This is a genomic window from Brevundimonas goettingensis (assembly GCF_017487405.1).
Taxonomy (GTDB): domain Bacteria; phylum Pseudomonadota; class Alphaproteobacteria; order Caulobacterales; family Caulobacteraceae; genus Brevundimonas; species Brevundimonas goettingensis.
Genome location: NZ_CP062222.1, coordinates 3824635 through 3846428, shown reverse-complemented (window position 1 = coordinate 3846428; position 21794 = coordinate 3824635). Strand labels below are relative to the sequence as shown.

The following is a 21794-nucleotide window of genomic DNA, read 5'->3' as shown; positions in this document are numbered from 1 at the left end:
GTATTCATCCAGTCGTGAAATATTGCGTGGCGTTTCTGCCGCATCCCGGCGCTTTCGTCACGCCCCTTACGCCGGATTCAGCGGATGGTCATCGTGTCGAGTCCAGATGGAGGGAACGAACCGAACGGTCGTGGGCTTGATGGGGCCATGAAGATGCGTTTGCGATCCCTGTTCACCCATGTCTGCACGCCTGACGCGCTGGACATGATCGACCACTACCAGACGCGCGCCGAGCGCCTCGCGGATCTCTGGGTGCACGTTACGGGCCTGTCGCTGGCGGGCGTCGGCGGCGTCGTTCTGGCGGGTCTTGCGGCCATCTATGGCGGGCCGGGCACGGTGATCGCCACCGCCGTCTACGCCGTCTGTCTGATCGCCATGCTGTCGGTCTCGACGATCTACAACTGGACCAATCCCTGCGCCGCCCGGCCCGTGCTGAGGCGGATGGACGAGGCGGCCATCTTCCTGATGATCGCAGGCTCCTACACCCCCTTCACGACCCAGAGGTTCGAGGGGATGTGGTCGATCGGCTTCACCCTGGCGGTCTGGCTGATCGCCGGCGCCGGCGTGGCGACCAAACTGGTCGCGCCGCGCATCTCCGACGCCTTCTGGAGCGGGGTCTATGTCCTGTTCGGCTGGCTGGCGGTCCTGGCCCTGAAACCCATGCTCGAGACTGTGCATCCGGTGGCCCTGAGCCTGCTGGTGCTGGGCGGGCTGATCTATACCGCCGGGGTCTTTGTCTTCATCAGCCCGCGCCTGAAATACCGCCGTGCGATCTGGCACGGCTTCGTCGTCGCCGGGGCCGGGGTGCACTGGGTCGCGGTGCTGCTCGGCGTCGTCCTGGTCCCTCAGATGGCCTAGCCGACTGTCATACCTGAGTATTTCAACCTTGTGCGGCGCCAAATATTGCACTGGCGTCCGTCTTCGCACTGCGGGATACTGAGGAAAAGAAAAAGGGAGTTGATTGGCGTGGCCGACGATAAACCCCAGACGGGGAAGACCAGGGCGGGCGACGTTGTCGTCATCAAGAAGTATGCGAACCGCCGTCTCTACAACACCTCGACCAGCGCCTATGTGACGCTCGAGGATCTGGCCAAGATGGTCCGGGACGGGGTCGAGTTCGTGGTGTTCGACGCCAAGACCAATGAGGAGCTGACGCGTCAGATCCTGACCCAGATCATCTTCGAGGAAGAGAGCCGCGGCGAGGCCCTGCTGCCCGTCCAGTTCCTGCGTCAGCTGATCGGCTTCTACGGCGGCCAGATGCAGGGCGTCCTGCCCTCCTATCTGGAGATGTCGCTCGAAACCTTCTCGCGCCAGCAGGAGCAGTATCGCGCCCAGGTGGCCAAGGCCTTCTCGGGCGGTCCGACCGGCAATCTGATGGAAGAGGCGGTCAAGCAGAACATGGCCATCTTCCAGAACGCCATGAAGATGTTCCCGGCCTTCTCGGGCGCCTATGGCGCGCGGGCCGAGCCCGAGGCGCCGAAGGCGGCGTCCGAGGCCGCGCCCTCGACCTCTCCGGAGCCCGCCAACGACCCCCTGGCCGACATGCGCCGCCAGATGGACGAGATGCGCGCCCAGATCGAGCGCATCTCCACCCCGCCCAAGACCTCGAAGGGCGCAAAGGGCGAATGACCGGCCGCGTTCCGCCTGTCGGACCGGTCACAGGGGTCGGGGGCGGCGCGATCACCCCCGCGGTGACGCGCACCAGTAATGAGGACCGGCGCGGACAGGAGCGCCGCTCGGCCGACCGCCGGGCCAAGAAGGAAAGCGCCTCGCGCGACCTCGTCCCGGTCGGCAAGCCCGTTCACCATGACCCGGCAGGCCCTGCCGCGTCGAAAGCCGCCCATGCCGCCGCCATGACGGAAGCCCAGGCCGCCGCCGCGGGCTTCGCGGCCCAGATGCTGGGTCAGGGCGGCCAGAGAAACGGCATCAAGGGCGGCCCGCCGGTCATGGATGCGGCCCGCTCCGCCTACCTCGGCGCGGAATATACGGGCGAGAAGGACCGCCGCCCCGCCGCCGGAGCGACCAAGCGCACCGACATCTGAGACGCGGAACCGCCATCTGGCGCGCGGTTTGCAGTGAGGACGGACATCTGTCCCGATCCTGCGGTCCGCGCCCATGTCTCACGCCGTCAGCTCCGCCTTCCGCGCCTTCGACGTGATCGTCGTCGCCCTGATCTTCGCGGCCCTGCTCTAGAACCTGTCGCGGAATTCACTGGTCGGGGAACCCCGACCCGGGATCAATGCGGGCCTGGAGACCGCGCATGATCCGCAGACCTGCCTCTTTGGCCCTCGCCTTGCTCGCCGCCGTCACGACGGCCGCGCCCGCACTGGCGCAGACCGCTGATCCCGCCCCTGTCGTCGCGGCCGAACGCGCCTTCGCGGCGGAGACCGCCACGGTCGGCGTCAACCGGGGCTTCACCCACTGGTCGGTCGACGACGCGGTGGTGTTCGACGAAGGCCGGGCTTCGACGGTTCGCAAGACCTATCCCGACCGCGACCGCCCGGCGGATGAGCCCGGCCTGAACTGGTGGCCGAACTTCGCCGGGATCGCGCGGTCCGGCGATCTGGGCTTCACCACCGGCGGGGTCGAGGTCGGCGGCCGCCGGACGGGTCACTATTTCACCGTCTGGAAGCTCCAGGCCGACGGGTCTTGGAAATGGGTCTATGACGGCGGATCCGGCGCGACGGCGTAGGGCGTGCCCGGGCCGGAGACCGAGCCTGTCGCCATGACCCCGGGCGCCGCGACGCCGATGGATCCGGTCGCGGCGCTCGCCGCCGTCGACCAGGCCGAGACCGCGCTGGCCGAGGCCGCCGGAGCCGATCAGCGCGCGGCCCATCTGGCGGTGCTGGCGGAGGATGCGCGGGTCTATGTGGCGCGCCGACCGCCCGCGGCGGGGAAGGCCGAAGCCGCAGCCGCCCTGTCGGCCTGGCCGAAGACCTTCCTGTTCGCGCCCAGGACCGGCGGCGGCGCCTCGGACGCGGGCGATCTGGTCTGGACCTATGGCGAGGCCGCATGGGAGGCGGACGCGGCCCTGCACCAGGGCTGGTTCGTTCGGGTCTGGCGACGGGACGAGGGCGAGGTCTGGAAACTGGTCTTCGTGCAGCTTGTGCCCGGGGTCGCGCCGCCGCCCCTGCGCGTGACGACGCAGCCCCCTCCCGCAAGCTGAGCGGACGCCCTATCTGAGCGTCATGACCGATCTGTCCCCCCGCGAAATCGTTTCCGAACTCGACCGCTTCATCGTCGGCCAGCACGACGCCAAGCGCGCCGTCGCCGTGGCCCTGCGCAACCGCTGGCGGCGCAAGCGCGTGCCCGCCGATCTGCGCGACGAGGTGACGCCCAAGAACATCCTGATGATCGGCCCGACCGGGGTCGGCAAGACCGAGATCGCCCGGCGTCTGGCCCGGCTGTCGGGCAGCCCCTTCCTGAAGGTCGAGGCGACGAAGTTCACCGAGGTCGGCTATGTCGGCCGCGACGTCGACCAGATCATGCGCGACCTCGTCGAGGCGGCTTTGATCATGGTCCGCGACACCCGCCGCGCGGGCGTGCGGGCCAAGGCCGAGGCGGCGGCCGAGGAGCGTATTCTCGACGCCTTGGTCGGTCCCGGCTCGGGTCCGGCGACACGCGACAGCTTCAGGAAGAAGCTTCGCGCCGGCGAGATGGACGACAAGGAGATCACCCTCGATCTGGCCGATACGGCTTCGCCTCTCCAGGGTATGGACATGGGCGGCGCCGGGGGCGTCGGCATGATCAATCTCAGCGAGATGCTCGGCAAGATGGGCGGGCCGCGCACCAAGTCCGTCCACACCACGGTCAGGGAGGCCCTGACGCCCCTGGTCACCGAGGAGAGCGACAAGCTGCTGGATCAGGACAGCCTGACCCGCGACGCCGTCACCCTGGCCGAACAGGAGGGGATCGTCTTCCTCGACGAGATCGACAAGGTCGCGGGCCGTCAGGATCGCGGGGGCGCGGACGTCAGCCGCGAAGGCGTCCAGCGCGACCTGTTGCCCCTGATCGAGGGAACCACCGTCTCGACCAAATATGGGCCGGTGAAGACCGACCATGTGCTGTTCATCGCCTCGGGCGCCTTCCACGTCGCCAAGCCTTCGGACCTGCTGCCCGAGCTGCAGGGGCGGCTGCCGATCCGGGTCGAGCTGAAGGCCCTGACGCGTGACGACTTCGTGCGCATCCTGACCGAGCCCGAGGCCAATCTGATCCGTCAGAACCAGGCCCTGCTGGCCACCGAGGAGGTGACCCTGAACTTCACCCCCGACGCCATCGAGGCCATGGCCGATGCGGCGGTCGCGGCCAACGGCCAGGTCGAGAACATCGGGGCCCGGCGTCTGGTCACCGTGATCGAACGGGTGCTGGAGGAGACCTCGTTCAAGGCTTCCGACCTGTCCGGCCAGACCCTGACCTTCGACGGCGATCAGGTGCGCGAGACCGTCGGCGACCTGGCGAAGAACGCCGATCTGAGCCGCTACATCCTCTAGCGCAATTGTAACTCACGCGCCTGTGTCCGGACGCCGACATTTGGCGATTGACGGTCCGGACCGATCTGCGAGCCTGAAGCGGCCCGACAGGGCCGAGAAATCAAGGAGACGCCCCGTGGCGCACAAGTTCGAAGTCTACAAGGACAAGGCCGGCGAGTTCCGCGTCCGGTTCAAGTTCAACTCCGAGGTCATCTTCTCGACCGAGGGCTATTCCGACAAGTCGGGCGCCAAGCGGGCGATCGAGTCGATCAAGAAGCACGTCGGCGACGCGGAAACCGTCGAGATCGATTAGTCCGGCTCGACAGCCACGACAGGAAGGGCCCCGCGGCGCGTCCGCGGGGCCTTTTCGTTACGCCCGCCTTATGCCCCGGGCCGCATTCGACATGGCGCGCTTACGGGGCTCGGGAGTGATATCCGCGCGAAAGGACATCTTCCCATGTCGCGCATCTCACCGGCCTCGCCGGAGCCTTCCCCATGGACCTGCTGGCGAGCGGCCCTGGCTGTTCTCGGCGCCGCCTTTGGGGCCGCGCCACGCTCTGGATCGATGTCATCCGGGCCGGTTCGCCGGAGGGCCGCCAAATGATGTCGGGCGTCATTTCCGAAACCCGACCGCGCGCCGTGAAGCCGCGTCATTATGAGGTGGTGGCCCGGGCGGGCGGCTGGAGCGTCATGCTGAACGGCGCCTGCACCCGGCCCTTCCGCAGCCGCCGCGCGGCCGAGCGGATCGCGCGCTCGCTGCAGAAACAGGCCGACGCCCTGAACGGGGCTCACTGATGGCCCTCGCACTCCAGACGCCGCCCGCGGTGATCGAGGTCCTGCCGGACGGACCGCACTGGCGGCTTCAGTCCAGCGACCGGCTGTTCAGCGGGATCTTCACCGACCGCCGCAGCGCCCTGAGGCACGCCATGGCCGAGGCGGAATGCCACCCCGGCCATGTGGTCGTTGTCAGCTCCGCGCGGGGATGACCAGCCCGCGCTGCACGGCGGGACGGGCCAAAGCCCGGTCCAGCCAGGCGGGGACATTCTTGAGGCTGGCGTAGTCGACGAGCTCGCCGGCCTCGTAGAAGCCGACCAGATTGCGGACCCAGCCGATCATGGAGATGTCGGCGATGGTGTACTCATCGCCCATGACCCAGTCGCGGCCCTCGAGGCGGGTTTCGAGCACGCCCAGCAGGCGTTTGGCCTCGGCGACGTAGCGGTCGCGCGGACGCTTGTCCTCATAGTCCTTGCCCGCAAACTTGTGGAAGAAGCCAACCTGGCCGAACATCGGGCCCAGACCGCCCATCTGCCACATCAACCATTGGATGGTCTGGTAGCGCAGGGCCGGATCGGCGGGCAGGAACCGGCCGGTCTTCTCGGCCAGGTAGATCAGGATGGCGCCGGATTCCCACAGGGCCAAGGGCTTTCCGCCGGGACCGTCGGGATCGAGGATGGCCGGGATCTTGCCGTTCGGATTGAGCGACAGATAGTCGGGCGTCCAGCTCTCGTTCTTCATGATGTCCACGAGGTGGACCTCATAGGGAATGCCGATCTCCTCCAGCATGATGGAGACCTTCACCCCGTTGGGCGTCGGCAGGCCGTAGTACTGCAGGACCGTCGGGTCCTTGGCCGGATACTGGTGGGTGATCGCAAAGGCGGACAGATCGGCCATGGGGCTCCCTCTCGTGGCGAGCCCCTATGTCGGAAGGCGAAAGCGTCGCCGCAAGCCGCAGCGTTGCCGAAGACGGCGCTCCGGGGCAGGGTGCAGGGATGAAAGCAGCGGCGGTATCAGCGGTGATGGCGGGACTCGCGCTCGCGGGGTGCACGCCGGAAGGAGATACGCCGACGAACCCGGCCCAGCCTCCCAAGCCGGTGCTGGGTCGGGACGTCTATTGGGACTATCTGCCCGCCGCCGACTGGGCTGAAAACCTTCCGGTGCTGGCGCTCGCGCGCAGGGGTCCGATCTACCCAACCGCCCCTGATGTCGTGCTGGCGATCTGGTGCCGGGATCAGAACCGGATCGAGCTTCCCGCCGTCTTCAACACCGGAGACGTCAACCCCAGCCGAGGCCGGAAACGATCGGCCTGTCGGGCGGAGGCGTGACGCTCATCGGCGTCCCGACCTGGCGATCCACGGGATTTGGCAGCGAGGGAGACTTGAGCCTGTCGCTGCAGCCGGGACAGCTCCCGCAGCTGCTGTCCGGCGACGCCCTGACGCTCACCGCGCCGGCCGGAGCCGATGACGGAGGGCGCTATCCCGCCCCACCGAAGGCGATGGCGGAGGCCTTCCTGCGCGATTGTCTGCGGCGGTAATCGGCGTCGAGAACCGGATCAGTCCGGTTCGCGCTCGCCGGTCTCGGTGGGGCGGACGGCGAGGAGCCAGCCGTCGGCGATGTGCAACTCGGGCGCGGCCTCTTTCGTGAAGGGCAGATACCAGGTCTGGCCGCCGGCGCTCGGCGTGATTTCCAGCATGTCGTCGGCGCCGAAATTCTGGACCGCCTTGACCTTGCCGAGCACGACACCCTCAGAGTCGCGGGCCTCGAGACCGACGAGGTCGGCGAGGTAGAATTCGTCCTCCTCCGGCTCGGGGAAGCGGTCGCGCGGGACGTAGAGTTTCAGATTGCGCAGGGCGTCGGCCTGTTCCTTGGTGTCGATCTCCTTCGCCCGGCCGACGACGCCGTCCTTGGTCGCGCGGGTCCCGGTGACCGTCAGGGCGTGGGAGCCGTCGGCGCGCAGCAGCGGGCCATAGGCGGTCAGGGCCAGGGGGTCGGCGGTATAGGCGGTGATCCGCACCTCGCCCTTCACCCCGAAGCCGCCGGCGACATGGCCGACGAGGATGAGTTTTGCGTCGTTCTGCGCCATCGTGGCCGCTCCGTTCGATCCGTGTGTCGCCAGATAGCAGAAAGGCAGCGTCCGATCGCTCGAACACTGCCCTCCGCCACCCTTGTTCCGGCGTGAACCGGAGACGTGGGCGAGAAACCCTTAGGCTTCGGTCTTGTCTTCTTCAGCAGCGCCTTCGGCCGGAGCCTCTTCGACGCTGACTTCAGCCGAACCTTCGGCTTCAGCGGCGGGAGCCTCTTCAGCAGGAGCTTCCTCGACGGCCGGAGCGTTCTTGGCGGCTTCGGCGGCGGCGGCGGCTTCTTCCTTGGCGCGGACGGCGGCTTCGGCAGCCTCGACCTTGGCGGCGGCTTCAGCCTCGGCGCGGTCGGCTTCGCGCTGGGCGCGCTCGGCCGAACGTTCCTGGGCCTTCTTGCCCGGCGTGCCCTTGTTCGGGTTGTTGCCCTGGGTCCACTTGACCTTGCCGGCCAGGACTTCTTCGGTGCTCTGCGAGATGAAGCGGGCGACGCGGTCGGTCGGCTGGGCGCCCTTGCCGAGCCATTCCGAGATACGGTCAGCCTTCAGGGTGACGCGCGGCTTGTCGCCGTCCTTGGCCAGCATCGGGTTGTAGGTGCCGACGCGTTCCAGGAACTTGCCGTCCCGGGGAGCGTGCGAGTCGGCGACGACGATGTAGTAGTAGGGGCGCTTCTTGGAGCCACCGCGCGACAGACGAATCTTCAGCATTTTCAGTCTCTTTCTTTAATCTGTAGTCTTATTTCTTGGGTGGAAAGCCCGGCAGGCCGGGCAGGCCTCCCGGAAGTTGTCCGCCGCCCAGACCCGCGAGGCGGTCCTGGATGGCTTTCATTTCGTCGGCCGAGGGTTCGGGCATCTTGCCCCCGCCCATGGCCTTCAAACGGTTGAGGTCGGGGCCGCCCATACCGGGCATGCCGCCACCCGCGCCGCCGCCGAGGCCGCCCAGCATGGCGGCCATCTGCTGCATCTTGCGCGGGCCGCCCTTGGCCATCGACTTGACCATATCGGCCATCTGACGGTGCTGTTTGAGCAGGCGGTTGATGTCCTGGACCTCGACGCCCGCGCCGGCGGCGACGCGCTTCTTGCGGCTGGCGTTGAGGAGGTCGGGCTTCTTGCGCTCGGCCTTCGTCATCGAGGAGATGATGGCTTCCTGACGGGCGATCGACTTGTCGTCGACATTGGCCTCGGCCATCTGGTTCTTCATCTTGGCGACGCCCGGCAGCATGCCCATGATGCCCTGAAGACCGCCCATCTTCTTCATCTGCTGGAACTGGGCGGCCAGGTCGTCGAGGTCGAACTGGCCCTTGGCCAGCTTGCGGGCCATCTTCTCGGCCTTGGCCTGGTCGAGTTCCTGCGACGCCTTTTCGACCAGGGCGACGATATCGCCCTGGCCCAGGATGCGGCCGGCGACGCGGCGGGCGTCGAAGACGTCCAGCGCATCGACCTTCTCGCCCGAGCCCATGTATTTGATCGGCAGGCCCGTGACGGCGCGCATCGACAGCATGGCGCCGCCGCGGCCGTCGCCGTCGGCGCGGGTCAGGACCAGACCCGTCAGGGGCAGGCGTTCGTGGAAGGCCTTGGCGGTGCGGACGGCGTCCTGACCGGTCAGGCTGTCGGCGACCAGCAGGGTCTCGACGGGATTGGCGATGGCCGCGACCTCGGCGACCTCGGCCATCAGACCCTCGTCGAGGGTGATGCGGCCGGCGGTGTCGAGGATCAGGACGTCGAAGCCCTGAAGCTTGGCGGACGTCAGGGCCCGTTTGGTGATCTGGACCGCGCTCTCGCCCGCCACGATCGGCAGGGTGGCGACCTCGATCTGCTTGCCGAGGGTGGCCAGTTGTTCCATCGCCGCCGGTCGACGCGTGTCGAGGGATGCAAGCATGACCTTCTTGCGATCGAACTTGGTCAGTCGCAGCGCCAGCTTGGCGGAGGTCGTGGTCTTGCCGGACCCCTGAAGGCCGGCCATCAGGACGACGGCGGGGGGCGTGGCGTTGGTATTGAGGCCGACCGGCTCCTCGCCGCCCAGCATCTCGATCAGGCCGTCATAGACGATCTTGACCACCTGGTCGGCCGGCTTGACCGAGCGGATGACCTCTTCGCCCGTGGCGCGCTCGGTGGCGAAGGCGATGAAGTCCTTGACCACCGGCAGGGCGACGTCGGCCTCCAGCAGGGCCACGCGCACTTCGCGCATCGCCTCGGCCACATCCTTTTCGGACAGGGCGCCGCGGCCGGTGATCCGGTCGAAAACGCCTGTCAGCCGCTCGTTCAGAGCCTCGAACATTCAACACCTTTCATGCGCTGAACCCCGTCCCCATAGCGAAACGGCCTCTGGCGACGATCACGTCGGCAGAGGTTTCTCGCCATCCTCGTCCATCCTGGGATGGGGTCGTGATGGTGGAGACGCGAGGTTCACTTGCGCCGGAAGCGGCGGCTTATGAGGGAAAGTGGGCCGTTTGTCGACTCTTGCGGGGAATTGAGCGTCCAGCGGCGGACCGCACAATCCGTTTCAGCGTTAGGGTTGCGGATGGTCAGATGGGAAACCCCTGATACGGTCCCGCTTCCACACCAGCCTCCCCGCTGAAAGACACGCCCATGCCGACTTCATCCGCTCCTGTCGCTGACGACCGTCTGCGCGAGGAGGTTCGCAAACTGGGCGCGGTGCTCGGCGAGGTCATTCGCGACGAGGGCGGGCAGGAACTCTACGACAAGATCGAGGCTGTGCGGCAGGCGTCGGTCGCCTATCACCGCGACCCGGGCTCGCACCCGGCCGGGCGGCTGGAGCGGCTGCTGTCGGAACTGTCGCTGGAGCAGGCGGTCGGGCTGGCGCACGGCTTCGCGGTCTTTTCCCTGCTGGCCAATGTCGCCGAGGACCGGGCCGGCAAGCGCCGCGCACGGACCCAGACGGCGGAGGGGGCGCGGCCCGATACGCTGGAGGGCGCCATGGCCCGGCTGGCGGCGGCGGGCAAGACGGCGGCCGATGCGCGCGACCTGCTGAACGACGGCCTGATCTCGCCCGTTCTGACCGCCCACCCGTCGGAGGTGCGGCGCAAGAGCGTCATCGACCGGATCGCGGCGGTGTCGGACCTGCTGGACGCCTGCGACAAGGATGATCTGTCCTGTTCGCCCGAGGTGCTGGACCGGGGACTGCGGCGTCAGACCGTCATCCTGTGGGCCACGCGGCTGGTGCGGACCACCGGCCTGGTGGTGCAGGACGAGATCGACACCGTCGTCTCCTTCCTCGACCGCATCTTCCTCAGGGTCGCGCCGGAGCAGCTTCAGGAGTGGAGAAAGGCGCTGGAGGCGCCCGACCTCAACCCCTTCATCCGCATCGGGGCCTGGGTCGGCGGCGACCGCGACGGCAATCCCAATGTCGACGGCAAGACCCTGACGGCGGCCTTGGCGACGGCCTCGCGGGCGGTGCTGCGCTACTATCTGGACGAGGTGAATGCGCTTGGGGCCGAGCTCAGCCTGTCGGGGTCGCTTGCCCATGTCTCGCCCGAGATGGCGGCCCTGTCGGGGGCGTCGGAGGACGACAGCCCGCACCGCGCCGACGAGCCCTATCGCCGCGCCCTGACCGAGATCTACGCCCGGTTGGCGGCGACCCACCAGAGCATCACCGGGACCCCGGCCCCGCGCGCCGCCCGGTTCGGCGCCGAACCCTATTCCGGACCCGACGCCTTCCGCGCCGAGCTGGCGGTGTTGCGCGACAGTCTGGTGGCCAACCACGGCCAGGTCTTCGCCGACGACAGCCTGACCCGGCTGATCACCGCGGTGGACATCTTCGGCTTCCACATGGCGACGCTGGACCTGCGCCAGAACTCCGACGTGCACGAGCGGGTGGTCGCCGACCTGTTCAAGGTGGCGGGGGTCGAGGCCGACTATTCGGCGCTGGACGAGGAGGGCCGGATCGCCCTGCTCTCAAGCGAACTGGCCTCAGGCCGGCTGCTGTTCAGCCCCTACTCGACCTATACGGACGAGACGCTGAAGGAGCGGGCCATTCTGGAGGCGGCGGCGAAGGCCCTGTCCGTCTACGGACCGCAGGCGATCCGGACCCATATCGTGTCCAAGACCGACGCGGCCTCGGACCTGCTGGAGGTCTATCTGCTGCTCAAGGAGGTCGGTCTCTACCGGCCCGAGGCGCCCGGCGAATGCCCGATCCAGGCCGCCCCCCTGTTCGAGACCATCGACGACCTGAGGGCCGCAAAGCCCACCCTGTCGCGCCTGCTGCAGGAGCCCTCGGCCCTGGCCGTGGCGAAGGCGCGCGGGGTGCAGGAGGTCATGATCGGCTATTCCGACAGTAACAAGGACGGCTCCTATCTGACCTCGACCTGGGAGCTGCATGAGGCGTCGCGGGCGTTACTGGACGTCACCGATGCGGCGGGGCTGAAGCTGCAGCTGTTCCACGGCCGGGGCGGGGCGGTCGGGCGCGGCGGGGGCTCCAGCTTCGCCGGGGTCGTCAGCCAGCCGCAGGGCACGGTCCACGGCCGGATCCGCATCACCGAACAGGGCGAGGTCATCGCCAACAAATACGGCGAACCGGACGTGGCGCGCAGGAACCTCGACGCCCTGACCGCCGGGGTGCTGATCGCGTCGCTCGCGCCGCCGCCGGACGACGAACTGACCGCGCGACATGGGCCGACGGCATCTAAGCTTTCGCAAGCCTCGATGACCGCCTACCGGTCGCTCGTCTATGAGACCCCGGGCTTCGTCGACTATTTTCGCGCCGCGACCCCGATCGCCGAACTGGCCGAGCTGAAGATCGGGTCGCGCCCGGCCTCGCGGACCTCCTCCACCGCCATCGAGGATCTGCGGGCCATTCCCTGGGTGTTCAGCTGGTCGCAGTCCCGCGTGATGCTGCCCGGCTGGTTCGGCTTCGGCAGCGCCGTGCAGGGCATGGACATGGCCGAGCTGCAGGCGATGGGCAAGGAGTGGCCCTTCTTCCGCACCCTGATCCAGAACATGGAGATGATCATGGCCAAGGCCGACATGACCATCGCCCGCCGCTATGCCCGGCTGGTCCCCGACGCCAACCTCGGCGCGACCATCTACGGCGCGATCAAGGACGAGTGGGACCGGACGAAGGACGCGGTCCTGCGCATCACCGGCCAGTCCGACCTGCTGGGCGGCCAGCCCGAGCTGGACCGGCTGATCCGTCTGCGCATGCCCTATGTCGAGCCGCTGAACCACGTCCAGATCGAGCTGATCCGCAGGCGCCGGGCGGGGGATACGGATCCGCTGGTCCGCGAAGGCATTCTGCTGGCCATCAACGGGGTCGCGGCGGGCTTGCGGAACAGCGGCTAGACCGGAACCTGCGACATTCTGTCACGTTCAGCAGGCCGAAAGGATTTCTGTCATGCTGAAATGGGCTCTCATCTTCGCCGTCATCGCCATTGTGGCGGGTCTGCTCGGCTTCGGCGGCATCGCCGGCGCCGCGGCGGGCATCGCCAAATTCCTGGCGGTTCTGGCTCTGATCGTCTTCGCCGTCTTCCTGGTGCTGGGCTTCACCGTGGCCAAGAAGGTCACCTGAAACAGCAGCTTGCGCGATAGCCGAAAACGATGAAGCGGCGGCCCCTCGGGTCGCCGTTTTTCCGTATGCGAACAGGTTTCGAAATCTGTCAAAAACGTCATGACTTCAATGTCATGACCTCGATTTAAAGCTTGGCCACACGGTCGCCGCCGAAGGGTCCGCGTGCCGCTCCGAAAGGGGTTCAGAACACGGTTCGTCGCCGACAAGAGCGACGCCTACTCAGGAACCGCCCATCATGAAACTGATCCTCACCGCCGCCCTCGCCGCGGCCGCCATCGCCGGCTCGGCCTCCGCCCAGAACGCCCGCATCCCCTATGGCGATCTGAACCTGTCCACCGCCTCCGGCGCCGACGCCTTCGACGCCCGGATCGCCAAGGCCGCACAGTCGATGTGCAAGAACGCCACCCGCCCGGTCAGCCGGCTGAACGACAGCGCCCAGTGCGCCGCCGCCGTCCGCGCCGAGGCCGTGGCCCAGCTGCCCGGCCAGACCCGCGCCCAGTACGCCGCCAACCGCCAGCCGATCACCCTGTAAGCGGGTGAAGAACAGAAATGTCCAAAGGGCCCGACGGAACGATCCGCCGGGCCCTTTTCTGTCCGCGATTTAAGGCGGCGCCTTATCTCGGCCATCACCGTCACACGCGCGCGAAACACGGAAAGCTCACACCAAACGGGTCGCCGACAGAGCGACGAACCCCTCAGGAGACACGCCATGAAGACCCAGCTCACCACCGCGTCCATCCTTGCCGCCGCCGCCTTCGCCGCAGCCCTTCTGGGCACGGGTGCCCCCGCCTTCGCCGGCGAGAAGGAGGCGCGCGTCCCCTTCGCCGATCTGAACCTGTCCACGACCCGGGGCGCTGACGTGCTGGACGTGCGCATCGATCAGGCCGCGCGCGACCTGTGCCGGGGCGCCCGCCGTCCAGGCAGCCGGATCAGCGACCGGGAGTATTGCCAGGCCGCCGTCCGGGCCGAGGCGATGCGTCAGCTGCCCCTGGGCTCGCAGCGCGACTACGCCATGGCCCGCCTGCCCCGGATCGATCTCTAGCCCGTCTGGTTAAGGGCCGTTCGTCCCCGGAGCGACTGTCAGAACGGCGCCCGCAAAGCGTGAGGAAAGTCTCACAAAGCGGGCGTCGCACTGTCACCGATCCGGCCTAGAGGGGCGCCGTCGCACTCCCCCGCGACGCACATGGATATCGGTCATGACCCGGTTCGCCCTTCCCGCCCTTCTCGCTGTTCTTTCCATCGCCGTCCCTGCAGTCGCGCAGGATCGCGCGCCCGCCCGTAACGACGACGCCCGCGTCCGTATCGACGATCTGGACCTGTCCTCTGCCAACGGCGCCGCCCGTTTCGACGAACGCATCGAGCGCCGCGCCCGCAACGCCTGCGCCGGCCGCCCGACGATCGCCGGGATGCAGTGCCGCGAGACCCTGTCGCGCGAACTGCGCGACGCCCTGCCCGCCCAGCAGCGTCAGGACTACGCCCGTGGCCGCTCGGGCCGGGTTCTGGCCATGGTCCCGAACGTCTCGGCCTGAGCCTTCCGCGTCCGAATTGAAAAGGGCCGGCGAGTCGCCTCGCCGGCCCTTGCCATTTGCACCCGCGCTACCGCGCGGCGCCCTCAAGCAGCCCGAAGGGCGTTAGGGCGATCAAGAGACGGGGAAGCCGCGAACCTTCAGCAAGGCCGAGACGTCGACGTCGCGGCCGCGGAACTGACGGTAGGCGTCGGCGCGGTCGGTGGTGTTGCCCGGCGCCAGCATGATCGACTTGAACCGGCCCGAGATGTCCGGATTGAAGACGTCGCCCGACTCCTCGAAATAGGCCCAGGTGTCGGCGTCCATCGTCTCGGACCAGAGGTAGCTGTAATAGCCCGCCGAATAGGCGTCCGATGTGAAGAGGTGATTGAACTGCGGCAAGCGGTGCCGCATCACGATCTCCCTGGGCATGCCGATGCGGGCCAGCGACGCCTTCTCGAAGGCGTCGATGTCGGTCGGCGGGGTGTCCTGGGTGTGCAGGTCCATGTCCACGATGGCCGAGGACAGGTAGCTGACCGTGGCATAGCCCTGGTTGAAGGTCTCCGAGGCGTCGATCTTGTCGACCAGGGCCTGGGGCATGGGCTGGCCCGTCTCCACATGCTTCATGAAGCCGTCGAGGATCGGGCGGGTCAGCACCCAGTGCTCATGCACCTGGGACGGATATTCCACGAAGTCGCGCGGGGTGTTGCCGAACGACGGATAGGTCACCACCGAGCTGAAATAGTGCAGGGCGTGGCCGAACTCGTGGAACATGGTCTCGGCGTCGTCGAGCGAGAGCAGGACGGGCTGGCCGGGTTCCGGCTTGGTGAAGTTGTTGTTGTTCGAGGCCAGGATGACCTTGGAGCCGTCGAGCTGGGAGAAGGACCGGTAGGTGGTCATCCAGGCGCCTGAACGCTTGCCCGGACGGGCGTAGTCGTCGGTGTAGTAGAGGCCCAGCAGGCGGCCGGTGGCCTTGTCGTGAACCTCGTAGGTCACGACGTTTTCCTCGAAGACCGGCACGGAGCCGGCGGGCAGCTTCTTGAACTGGAAGCCGTAGAGGCGTTCGGCCATGTAGAAGGAGCCGGCGCGGACGGCGTTGAGCTCGAAGTAGGGCTTCAGCTCGTTCTGATCGAGGTCGTACTTGGCCTTACGGACCTTCTCGGCGAAGTAAAGGTAGTCCCAGGGCTCGATATCGTAACCGGCGATCGCCTTCATGTCGGCGACCTCTTCAGCGACGCGCTCGCGGGCCGGAGCCCAGACGCGATCCATCAGCGACTTCGCGGCGGCCGGGGTCTTGGCCATGGTGTCCTGCATGCGCAGTTCGGCGTGGTTCCTGTAGCCCAGCAGCTTGGCGCGCTGGTCGCGCAGCTTCACGATCTCGGCGATGGTCGCATTGGTGTCGTTGGCGTCGCCGTTGTCGCCGCGATTGACGAACTTCTTCCAGACCGCTTCGCGCATCTGACGGCTGTCGGCGAAAGTCAGGAAGGGATCGACGCTGGAGCGGGTGTTCATGATGATCCAGCCCGGGATCGACTTGCCGCGCGCGGCGGCCGCGGCGGCGGCCTTGTTGGAGGCGGGCAGGCCCGCGACCCCGGCCTCGCTCGGGATCACCGTCCAGGCGTTCTCGTCGGCGACGACCTTCTGGCCGAAGCGGGTGAAGGCGTTGGACAGGGCGGTGTTGATCCGACCCAGCTCCGTCTTGCCGGTCGCGTCCAGATTGGCGCCCGAGCGGATGAAGCTGTCGCGGCTGCGCACGGCGAGACGCGTCTGCTGGGCGTTCAGACCCATGGCGTCGGCGTTGTCGGCGACGGCCTTCACGCGCTGGAACAGTTTGTCGTTGAAGCTGATCTCGTCGAAGAAGGCCGACAGGATCGGCGACATCTCGGTGTCGAGGGCGTCGTATTCATCGCCGCCGATGTTGCCGGTCATGACGCTGTAGATGTTCGAGACGCGGTCCAGCGGCGCGCCCATCAGCTCCATGGCCACCAGGGTGTTGGCGAAGGTCGGGGCCTCAGGGTTGTTGGCCACGGCGGCGACGTCCGCGCGGTTCAGTTCGATGCCTTCCAGCAGGGCCTCGCGCAGCTTGGCGGGCGTGACCTTGTCCCACGGCGGCACGCCGTCATAGGGGCCGGTCCAGGGCTGGAGCAGCTCGGCCTTCGGCGTCGTCTGTGGCAGGACCGCGCGGGCGATGCGGGCCTCCTCGGCGAGCGTGGTCGGGTTGGACACGGGCAGGTACTCACCCGCCATCCTGTCGGCCGGAGTTGGGACGGAGGCGCAGGCGGACAGGGCCATCAGGCTGCCGCCCGCGATGAGAAGCTGGCGTCGATGCATCGAAAACTCCGGTCGAATGCGGTCATGATGAAAAACCTTTAGGCGCGAACACGCTGGCGGTCACCTGAACGTCGTGTAACCCTGATCGTTCGTTCGCGGAGGGGGATTTCCAATGAACAGGTCGAAGCTGGCCTGCGCCGTTGTCGCAGGACTTCTGGCGAGCCTCGCAGGTGGGACAGTGATGGCCCAATCGCTCGAGCAGGTGTCGCCGTCGCCGCATCCGACCCCACTGGACTATCGGCGGACGCGGTCGGAGACGCCGATGCGGGCGGCGGGAACCACGACCCTGACGCCCTGGCTGGAGGAATGGGCGCGCGACCGGGCGGAGCGGCCCGTGCGCGATCAGGAAGCCCTGGACGCCGAGGCCAACGCCGCCATCGCCGATCCGGCGTCGGGCGTCTATCTGCGCGACGCGGTCGGTTTGAGCAGCCAGGTGCGGACGGTGTCGGACCGGGTGCGTCAGGTTCAGGCGCGCGACGCCGGCCGAAAGGAGGCGCGGCCGGCGCCCCATGCGGCCCTGCCGCTCGACGCACCCCGCCCAGTCGCCGTAGCCGCCTGCGGCGCCGACTGCCTGTCGCCGGACCTCAGGGACTGGGCGCGGCAAAGGGCCTACGGACCGGCGGGCGACCCGGCATCGCTGCAGGCCGAGGCCGAAGCGGTGATCCGCGCGCCCTGGTCGGGAGTCGCCCCCGCCCAGGCCGAAGACCCGGCGCTGATCGAGGCCCTGACCGCCTATCTGGCCCAACAGATGCGTGAGCGGCGCGGATAGCAATTCCCTGCGCCCGCCAGACCGGCTAAAGCCCGCCCCATGGCGATAGGCGTATTTGACTCCGGCGTGGGCGGACTGACGGTCCACCGTGAACTCGTGGCCCGTTTTCCGGAACGGGACTTCGTCTATTTCGCCGATCAGGCGCGGGGCGCGATCGGCGGCAAGACCGGCGAGGAGATCGTCGAACTGACCCGCGAGGGCTGCACGACCCTGTTCGACGCCGGCGCGAGCCTGGTGGTCCTGGCCTGCAACACCGCCTCGGCCGTGGCGCTGCGCCGGCTGCAGCAGACCTGGATTCCGGGACTGAAGGCCCATTACGGCCGGCCGGTGAATGTGCTGGGCATCATCGTCCCGACCATCGAGGCCGCGACCGGCCTGCCCTGGACCTATGAGGCGGACAAGTCGGCCAAGGACGACAAGATCGAGGCCATCGACATCCTGGGCGTCTTCTCGACGGCCGCCACGGCCATGAGCCGGGTCTATGAGATCGAGATCGACAAGCGTCGCGAGGATCTGGCGGTCTTCTCCGAGCCCTGTCCCGGCCTGGCCGGACTGATCGAACTGGGCGCGACGCCCGAGGAGCTGACGGTCGTGGTCCAGGAGCATGTCGACGCCCTGCGCCGCCGCATCGGCCGCCATCCCGACACGGCCATCCTGGGCTGCACCCACTATGAGATCATCGCCGACCTGTTCGCCCAGGCTCTGCCGGCGGGCACGAACCTGATCCATCAGCCGACCGCCGTCGCCGACGCCCTGGAACGCTACTTCGCCCAGCACCCCGAATACGACCTCGGCTCTTCGGGCCGCCGCGATTTCCTGACCAGCGGGACACCCGGACCGCAGTCGGAGCTGGTCAGCCAGTTCTGGGGCGCGCCGCTGACCTTTTCTCCGACACCCTAGACCATCAGTCCTCGAAGTCGCCGATCCGTTCGAACATCGCCTCGGCCTCATCGAAGGTGTCGAACATCAGCTGTTCGGGCGGATTGACCACCCAGAAGCGGCTGATCACGCCTCCCGCCGCGTCAGCCTCGTCCTGCTGCCAAAGGGCATGGGTCACATGCTCCTGCAGCAGGGTCCACACGCCGGAGCCTTGGGGATGGGCGGTATCGGGCATGGGCGTCTCCAAGGTTTCCGCCGGTTGTAACATCGATCTCCGGCTTGACGAGCCTCGCCGTTCGGCGCGTCGTGTCGCGGCCAATCCGGGAGGAGCCGTCGTGTCCGCCAAAGCCGCCATTCGCACCGCAGCCCGATCCGCCATCGCCGCCCTGTGTCTGTCCGCGCCCATGGCCCTGATCGCCCCGGCCGCCGACGCCGAGGTGATTGAGAAGGACGCCGACCATTTCGTCCTGCGCTATTCCGTGGGCCTGGAGACCGCGCCGGAGGACATCTACAGCGCGATCGGCGAGGTCGGGCAGTGGTGGGACAGCGCCCACACCTATAGCGGCGACGCGCGCAACCTGACCCTGCCCCTGGAAGTCGGCGGCTGCTTCTGCGAAGCCTTGGCCGACGGCAAGACCTTCGAGCATGGTCGGGTCATGCAGGCCGATCCGGAAACAGGCGTCCTGCTCGAGGCGCCGCTCGGGCCGCTGAAGGGCAAGGCGACCACGGCCCAATGGAGCCTCGGCTGGTCGGGCGTCGCCGGGGGCTGGGAAATGGTCATGACCTATGTGGTGCGCGGCCCGGGCCTGGGCGCCTTCGCCGAGGGCGTGGACGGGGTCATGCAGGGCCAGTTCAGCCGCTGGGTCCGTTTCACCGAATACGGACCGGACGTCCCGGCCGAAACGTCCTCACACTAGGACCTGATCGCGCTCAAGCAGAGAGCCGCCGCACGGCGAGCGTTAGCGCGGCCCGAAGGGCCCGAGCTTACGGCGCGGTTCCGGTCGTGCGCATGATCTCGGCGCGCAGTTCGGGCATGCCGTCGCCCTTTTCGGCGGACGTCAGGGCGACGTCCGGGAAGGCGGCGGGGCGTTTGGCGATGGCCTTGAGGGTCTTCTCGCGCACGGCCTCGCCCTCGCCCTTCTTGAGCTTGTCGGCCTTGGTCAGGACGATCTGGTAGCTGACGGCGGCCAGGTCGAGAGCGTCGAGCGCCTCGGTGTCCACCGACTTCAGCCCGTGCCGGCTGTCGATCAGCAGATAGACCCGTTTCAGCGTCACCCGGCCGCGCAGATAGTCGCGGCCCAGATCCTGGAATTTCTTGACCGTGGTCTTGGACGCCTTGGCCCAGCCGTAGCCGGGAAGATCGACGAGACGCAGCTGGCCGTCCAGGTCGAAGAAATTGACCTCGCGCGTGCGGCCCGGCTCGTTGGAGGCGCGGGCCAGCTTGTGCATGCCGACCAGGCCGTTGATCAGGCTGGACTTGCCCACGTTCGACCGGCCGGCGAAGGCGATCTCGGGCAGGTTCGGCTCGGGCAACTGGTCGATCTTGGCCGCCCCCATGACGAAGGTCGCCTGGCGCTGGAACAGGACCCGCGCGGCCTCGATCTCTTCGTCTTCGTATTCCAACTCAGGTCGCCTTCTTGAGCTTGGAGAAGAAGTCGTCGATCGGGTTCTCGGCCTTGAAGCGGTGCATGATGAAATACTGCTGCACGATCGAAAGAACGTTGTTCCACGCCCAGTAGACCAGCAGCCCGGCCGGGAAGCTGGCCATGATGAAGGTGAAGACCAGCGGCATGAACATGAAGATCTGGCGCTGGACCGGATCGGGCGCGGGCGGGTTCATGGCCTGCTGCAGCCACATGGTCAGGCCGTAGATGATGGCCAGGACGCTGAGCGCCAGGGTGAAGCCGCCGCCGACGTGGGGCGACAGGAACTGACCGATCAGCGGAGCCGTCGCCGGATCCCAGGGGATCAGGCCGAACAGGTTCCAGATGTTGGTCGGGTCGCGGTCCGACAGGTCGCGGATCCAGCCGAAGAAGGGCGCATGCCGCATCTCGATGGTGACGTAGAGCACCTTGTAGAGGGCATAGAAGACCGGGATCTGGACCAGGATGGGCAGGCAGCCCGCCAGGGGATTGATCTTCTCGGACTGGTACAGCGCCATGGTCTCGCGCTGCTGAGCGGCCGGATCGTCCTTATGCGCCGCCTTGATGGCCTCCATCTTGGGCTGGAGCTTGCGCATCTTCGACAGGCTCTCGTAGCTCTTGTTCGCCAGCGGGAACATGATGAGCTTGATCGTCAGCGTCAGCAGCAGGATGGCCACGCCGAAATTGTGGACCAGGCCGTAGAAGAACTCGACCAGCAGGAAGATCGGGCGCGTCAGGAACCACAGCATCCCCCAGTCAATGGCGTAGATGAAGCGCGGCAGCTTCATCGCCTTCTCGTAGTTCGCGAGGATCTCGTTGCGCTTGGCCCCGGCGAACAGGTTCTGCTGCTCGACGATGGTCTGGCCCGGCTGAATCGTATGCGAGGCGCCCAGCATCTGGGCGACGTGGATGTCGAAGCGGGTCGCGTCGTCGACCTTGAACTGGGCGGTGACCTTTTCCGTCTGGGGCGGGATCAGGGCCGCCATCCAGTATTTGTCGGTGATGCCGAGCCAGCCGCCGGTCGAGGCGTGCTCCTGGAGCGGCTTCTTCTCCCAAGCCTTGTACTTGAGCTGCTCCGTCGAATAGCCCTTGCCGTCGGCGGTGCTGAAGGTGCCGATGGCGCCCTCATGCAGGATCTGGGTCTTGCCCAGAGCCGGGGGCACGCCCTGGCGCTCGACGCGGCCATAGGGGGCGATGGTCACGGCCTGGGTTCCCAGGTTGGTGACGGTGTCCTTGACCGCGAACATGTACTGATCGTCGATCGAGACCACGCGGGTGAAGCGCAGGCCCTGGCCGTTGTCCCAGGTCAGGGTGATCGGGGTGGCGGGCGTCAGGGTCGAGCCGCTGGTCAGAGCCCAGACGGTGTTCGGGCCGGGGACGCCGCCGGTGATGTTGGGGCCGGTCCAGCCGAACTGGGCGAAGTAGGCGTGCTCCATCCCCTGCGGGCGGAACAGCTCCTCCATGCCCGAGTCCGGCTTGATGGTGGTGCGGTATTTGGTCAGGAACAGGTCGTCGATGCGACCGCCCTGCAGCGACAGCGAGCCGCGCAGGGTCGGGGTCGCGATCGGCACGCGCGCGGCGCCGCCCAAGGCCTGGGTGCGGTCGGTGACGAAATTGGCGCTCGTCGGCGTCGTCTGGGGGCCGACCGCGTCGGACACGCCCGGCTTGCCGCCCTGGGTGGTCTGGCTGGTCTCGTGCGCGGCCATGGCGGCGCGACGCGCCTTGCTCTGCGGCTCCAGGACGAAGATCTGATACAGGATCAGGATCACCACGGTGCAGATCACGAAGATCACCGTGTTGCGGGCGTTATCGAATTTCATTCG

Annotated in this window: 27 protein-coding genes; 19 read left to right on the top strand and 8 right to left on the bottom strand. The window is 67.6% G+C overall.

Annotated features, from left to right (window positions below; genetic code table 11):
* Positions 1-153 precede the first annotated feature (153 nt).
* From trhA to IFJ75_RS18860, 9 genes are all read left to right on the top strand, one after another.
* Positions 154-858, top strand: coding sequence for a PAQR family membrane homeostasis protein TrhA (gene trhA / locus IFJ75_RS18900; protein WP_404822106.1), 705 nt, complete (start codon positions 154-156; stop codon positions 856-858).
* Positions 859-966: 108 nt separating this feature from the next.
* Positions 967-1629: a polyhydroxyalkanoate synthesis repressor PhaR gene (gene phaR / locus IFJ75_RS18895; protein ID WP_207870335.1), complete on the top strand. Its 663-nt coding sequence runs from the start codon at positions 967-969 to the stop codon at positions 1627-1629.
* Between the two features lie 62 nt (positions 1630-1691).
* Entirely contained in the window at positions 1692-2042 is a 351-nt protein-coding gene (locus tag IFJ75_RS18890) for a hypothetical protein (protein ID WP_225896906.1), read from the top strand.
* A gap of 218 nt (positions 2043-2260) precedes the next feature.
* Positions 2261-2692, top strand: a complete 432-nt coding sequence (locus IFJ75_RS18885; protein WP_207870331.1) for a hypothetical protein — start codon at positions 2261-2263, stop codon at positions 2690-2692.
* Positions 2693-2725: 33 nt separating this feature from the next.
* Positions 2726-3166, top strand: a complete 441-nt coding sequence (locus IFJ75_RS18880; protein ID WP_207870329.1) for a DUF4440 domain-containing protein — start codon at positions 2726-2728, stop codon at positions 3164-3166.
* A 22-nt stretch (positions 3167-3188) separates the two neighbouring features.
* Positions 3189-4490, top strand: a complete 1302-nt coding sequence (gene hslU, locus IFJ75_RS18875; protein WP_207870327.1) for an ATP-dependent protease ATPase subunit HslU — start codon at positions 3189-3191, stop codon at positions 4488-4490.
* Positions 4491-4605: 115 nt separating this feature from the next.
* Positions 4606-4782, top strand: coding sequence for a YegP family protein (locus IFJ75_RS18870; RefSeq protein WP_207870326.1), 177 nt, complete (start codon positions 4606-4608; stop codon positions 4780-4782).
* 287 nt (positions 4783-5069) lie between these two features.
* Entirely contained in the window at positions 5070-5264 is a 195-nt protein-coding gene (locus IFJ75_RS18865) for a hypothetical protein (RefSeq protein ID WP_207870324.1), read from the top strand.
* Positions 5264-5455, top strand: a complete 192-nt coding sequence (locus IFJ75_RS18860; RefSeq protein ID WP_207870322.1) for a hypothetical protein — start codon at positions 5264-5266, stop codon at positions 5453-5455. The genes IFJ75_RS18865 and IFJ75_RS18860 overlap by 1 nt, the downstream gene beginning before the upstream one ends.
* Here the strand turns inward: IFJ75_RS18860 and IFJ75_RS18855 are convergent.
* Entirely contained in the window at positions 5436-6140 is a 705-nt protein-coding gene (locus tag IFJ75_RS18855; protein ID WP_207870320.1) for a glutathione S-transferase N-terminal domain-containing protein, read from the bottom strand. The two genes, IFJ75_RS18860 and IFJ75_RS18855, sit on opposite strands and share 20 nt — an antisense overlap.
* A gap of 26 nt (positions 6141-6166) precedes the next feature.
* Here IFJ75_RS18855 and IFJ75_RS18850 point away from each other — a divergent pair, with 26 nt between their 5' ends.
* Positions 6167-6571 (top strand): hypothetical protein, encoded by a 405-nt coding sequence (locus tag IFJ75_RS18850; RefSeq protein WP_207870317.1) that lies wholly within the window; start codon positions 6167-6169, stop codon positions 6569-6571.
* Positions 6568-6780 carry a hypothetical protein gene (locus tag IFJ75_RS18845; RefSeq protein ID WP_207870315.1) on the top strand — a complete coding sequence of 71 codons (213 nt, stop codon included), beginning with the start codon at positions 6568-6570 and terminating at the stop codon, positions 6778-6780. Before IFJ75_RS18850 ends, IFJ75_RS18845 begins: the two co-directional genes overlap by 4 nt.
* An 18-nt stretch (positions 6781-6798) precedes the next feature.
* On the opposite strand, the gene rimM is transcribed toward IFJ75_RS18845, so the two are convergent.
* The 3 genes from rimM to ffh form a co-directional block, all read right to left on the bottom strand.
* Positions 6799-7329, bottom strand: a complete 531-nt coding sequence (rimM, locus tag IFJ75_RS18840) for a ribosome maturation factor RimM (protein WP_207870313.1) — start codon at positions 7327-7329, stop codon at positions 6799-6801.
* Between the two features lie 120 nt (positions 7330-7449).
* Complete coding sequence (gene rpsP, locus IFJ75_RS18835; RefSeq protein ID WP_207870311.1) at positions 7450-8028, bottom strand: 30S ribosomal protein S16; 579 nt, start codon at positions 8026-8028, stop codon at positions 7450-7452.
* A gap of 28 nt (positions 8029-8056) precedes the next feature.
* Positions 8057-9598 carry a signal recognition particle protein gene (gene ffh / locus IFJ75_RS18830; RefSeq protein WP_207870309.1) on the bottom strand — a complete coding sequence of 514 codons (1542 nt, stop codon included), beginning with the start codon at positions 9596-9598 and terminating at the stop codon, positions 8057-8059.
* Positions 9599-9909: 311 nt separating this feature from the next.
* Between ffh and ppc the strand changes: the two genes are divergently transcribed.
* From ppc to IFJ75_RS18805, 5 genes are all read left to right on the top strand, one after another.
* Complete coding sequence (ppc, locus tag IFJ75_RS18825; protein WP_207870307.1) at positions 9910-12618, top strand: phosphoenolpyruvate carboxylase; 2709 nt, start codon at positions 9910-9912, stop codon at positions 12616-12618.
* A 52-nt stretch (positions 12619-12670) separates the two neighbouring features.
* Positions 12671-12844: a DUF1328 family protein gene (locus IFJ75_RS18820; RefSeq protein ID WP_207870306.1), complete on the top strand. Its 174-nt coding sequence runs from the start codon at positions 12671-12673 to the stop codon at positions 12842-12844.
* Positions 12845-13079: 235 nt separating this feature from the next.
* Entirely contained in the window at positions 13080-13376 is a 297-nt protein-coding gene (locus tag IFJ75_RS18815) for a UrcA family protein (protein ID WP_207870304.1), read from the top strand.
* Between the two features lie 177 nt (positions 13377-13553).
* Positions 13554-13886 (top strand): UrcA family protein, encoded by a 333-nt coding sequence (locus IFJ75_RS18810; protein WP_207870303.1) that lies wholly within the window; start codon positions 13554-13556, stop codon positions 13884-13886.
* 154 nt (positions 13887-14040) lie between these two features.
* Entirely contained in the window at positions 14041-14373 is a 333-nt protein-coding gene (locus tag IFJ75_RS18805; protein WP_207870301.1) for a UrcA family protein, read from the top strand.
* Between the two features lie 111 nt (positions 14374-14484).
* Here the strand turns inward: IFJ75_RS18805 and IFJ75_RS18800 are convergent, their stop codons facing one another.
* On the bottom strand, positions 14485-16680 hold the full coding sequence (locus tag IFJ75_RS18800) for a M3 family metallopeptidase (protein WP_207870299.1): 2196 nt from the start codon (positions 16678-16680) through the stop codon (positions 14485-14487).
* A 181-nt stretch (positions 16681-16861) separates the two neighbouring features.
* On the opposite strand from IFJ75_RS18800, the gene IFJ75_RS18795 reads away from it, so the two are divergent.
* Entirely contained in the window at positions 16862-17449 is a 588-nt protein-coding gene (locus IFJ75_RS18795; RefSeq protein WP_207870297.1) for a hypothetical protein, read from the top strand.
* 39 nt (positions 17450-17488) lie between these two features.
* Positions 17489-18349, top strand: a complete 861-nt coding sequence (locus IFJ75_RS18790) for a glutamate racemase (protein WP_207870296.1) — start codon at positions 17489-17491, stop codon at positions 18347-18349.
* Positions 18350-18353: 4 nt separating this feature from the next.
* Here IFJ75_RS18790 and IFJ75_RS18785 read toward each other — a convergent pair whose 3' ends face one another.
* Complete coding sequence (locus IFJ75_RS18785; RefSeq protein ID WP_207870294.1) at positions 18354-18563, bottom strand: hypothetical protein; 210 nt, start codon at positions 18561-18563, stop codon at positions 18354-18356.
* Between the two features lie 100 nt (positions 18564-18663).
* Between IFJ75_RS18785 and IFJ75_RS18780 the strand changes: the two genes are divergently transcribed.
* On the top strand, positions 18664-19245 hold the full coding sequence (locus IFJ75_RS18780; RefSeq protein ID WP_207870293.1) for a hypothetical protein: 582 nt from the start codon (positions 18664-18666) through the stop codon (positions 19243-19245).
* Between the two features lie 67 nt (positions 19246-19312).
* On the opposite strand, the gene yihA is transcribed toward IFJ75_RS18780, so the two are convergent.
* Positions 19313-19951: a ribosome biogenesis GTP-binding protein YihA/YsxC gene (gene yihA, locus IFJ75_RS18775; RefSeq protein WP_207870291.1), complete on the bottom strand. Its 639-nt coding sequence runs from the start codon at positions 19949-19951 to the stop codon at positions 19313-19315.
* 1 nt (position 19952) lies between these two features.
* Positions 19953-21791, bottom strand: coding sequence for a membrane protein insertase YidC (yidC, locus tag IFJ75_RS18770; protein ID WP_207870290.1), 1839 nt, complete (start codon positions 21789-21791; stop codon positions 19953-19955).
* Between the last annotated feature and the right edge of the window lie 3 nt (positions 21792-21794).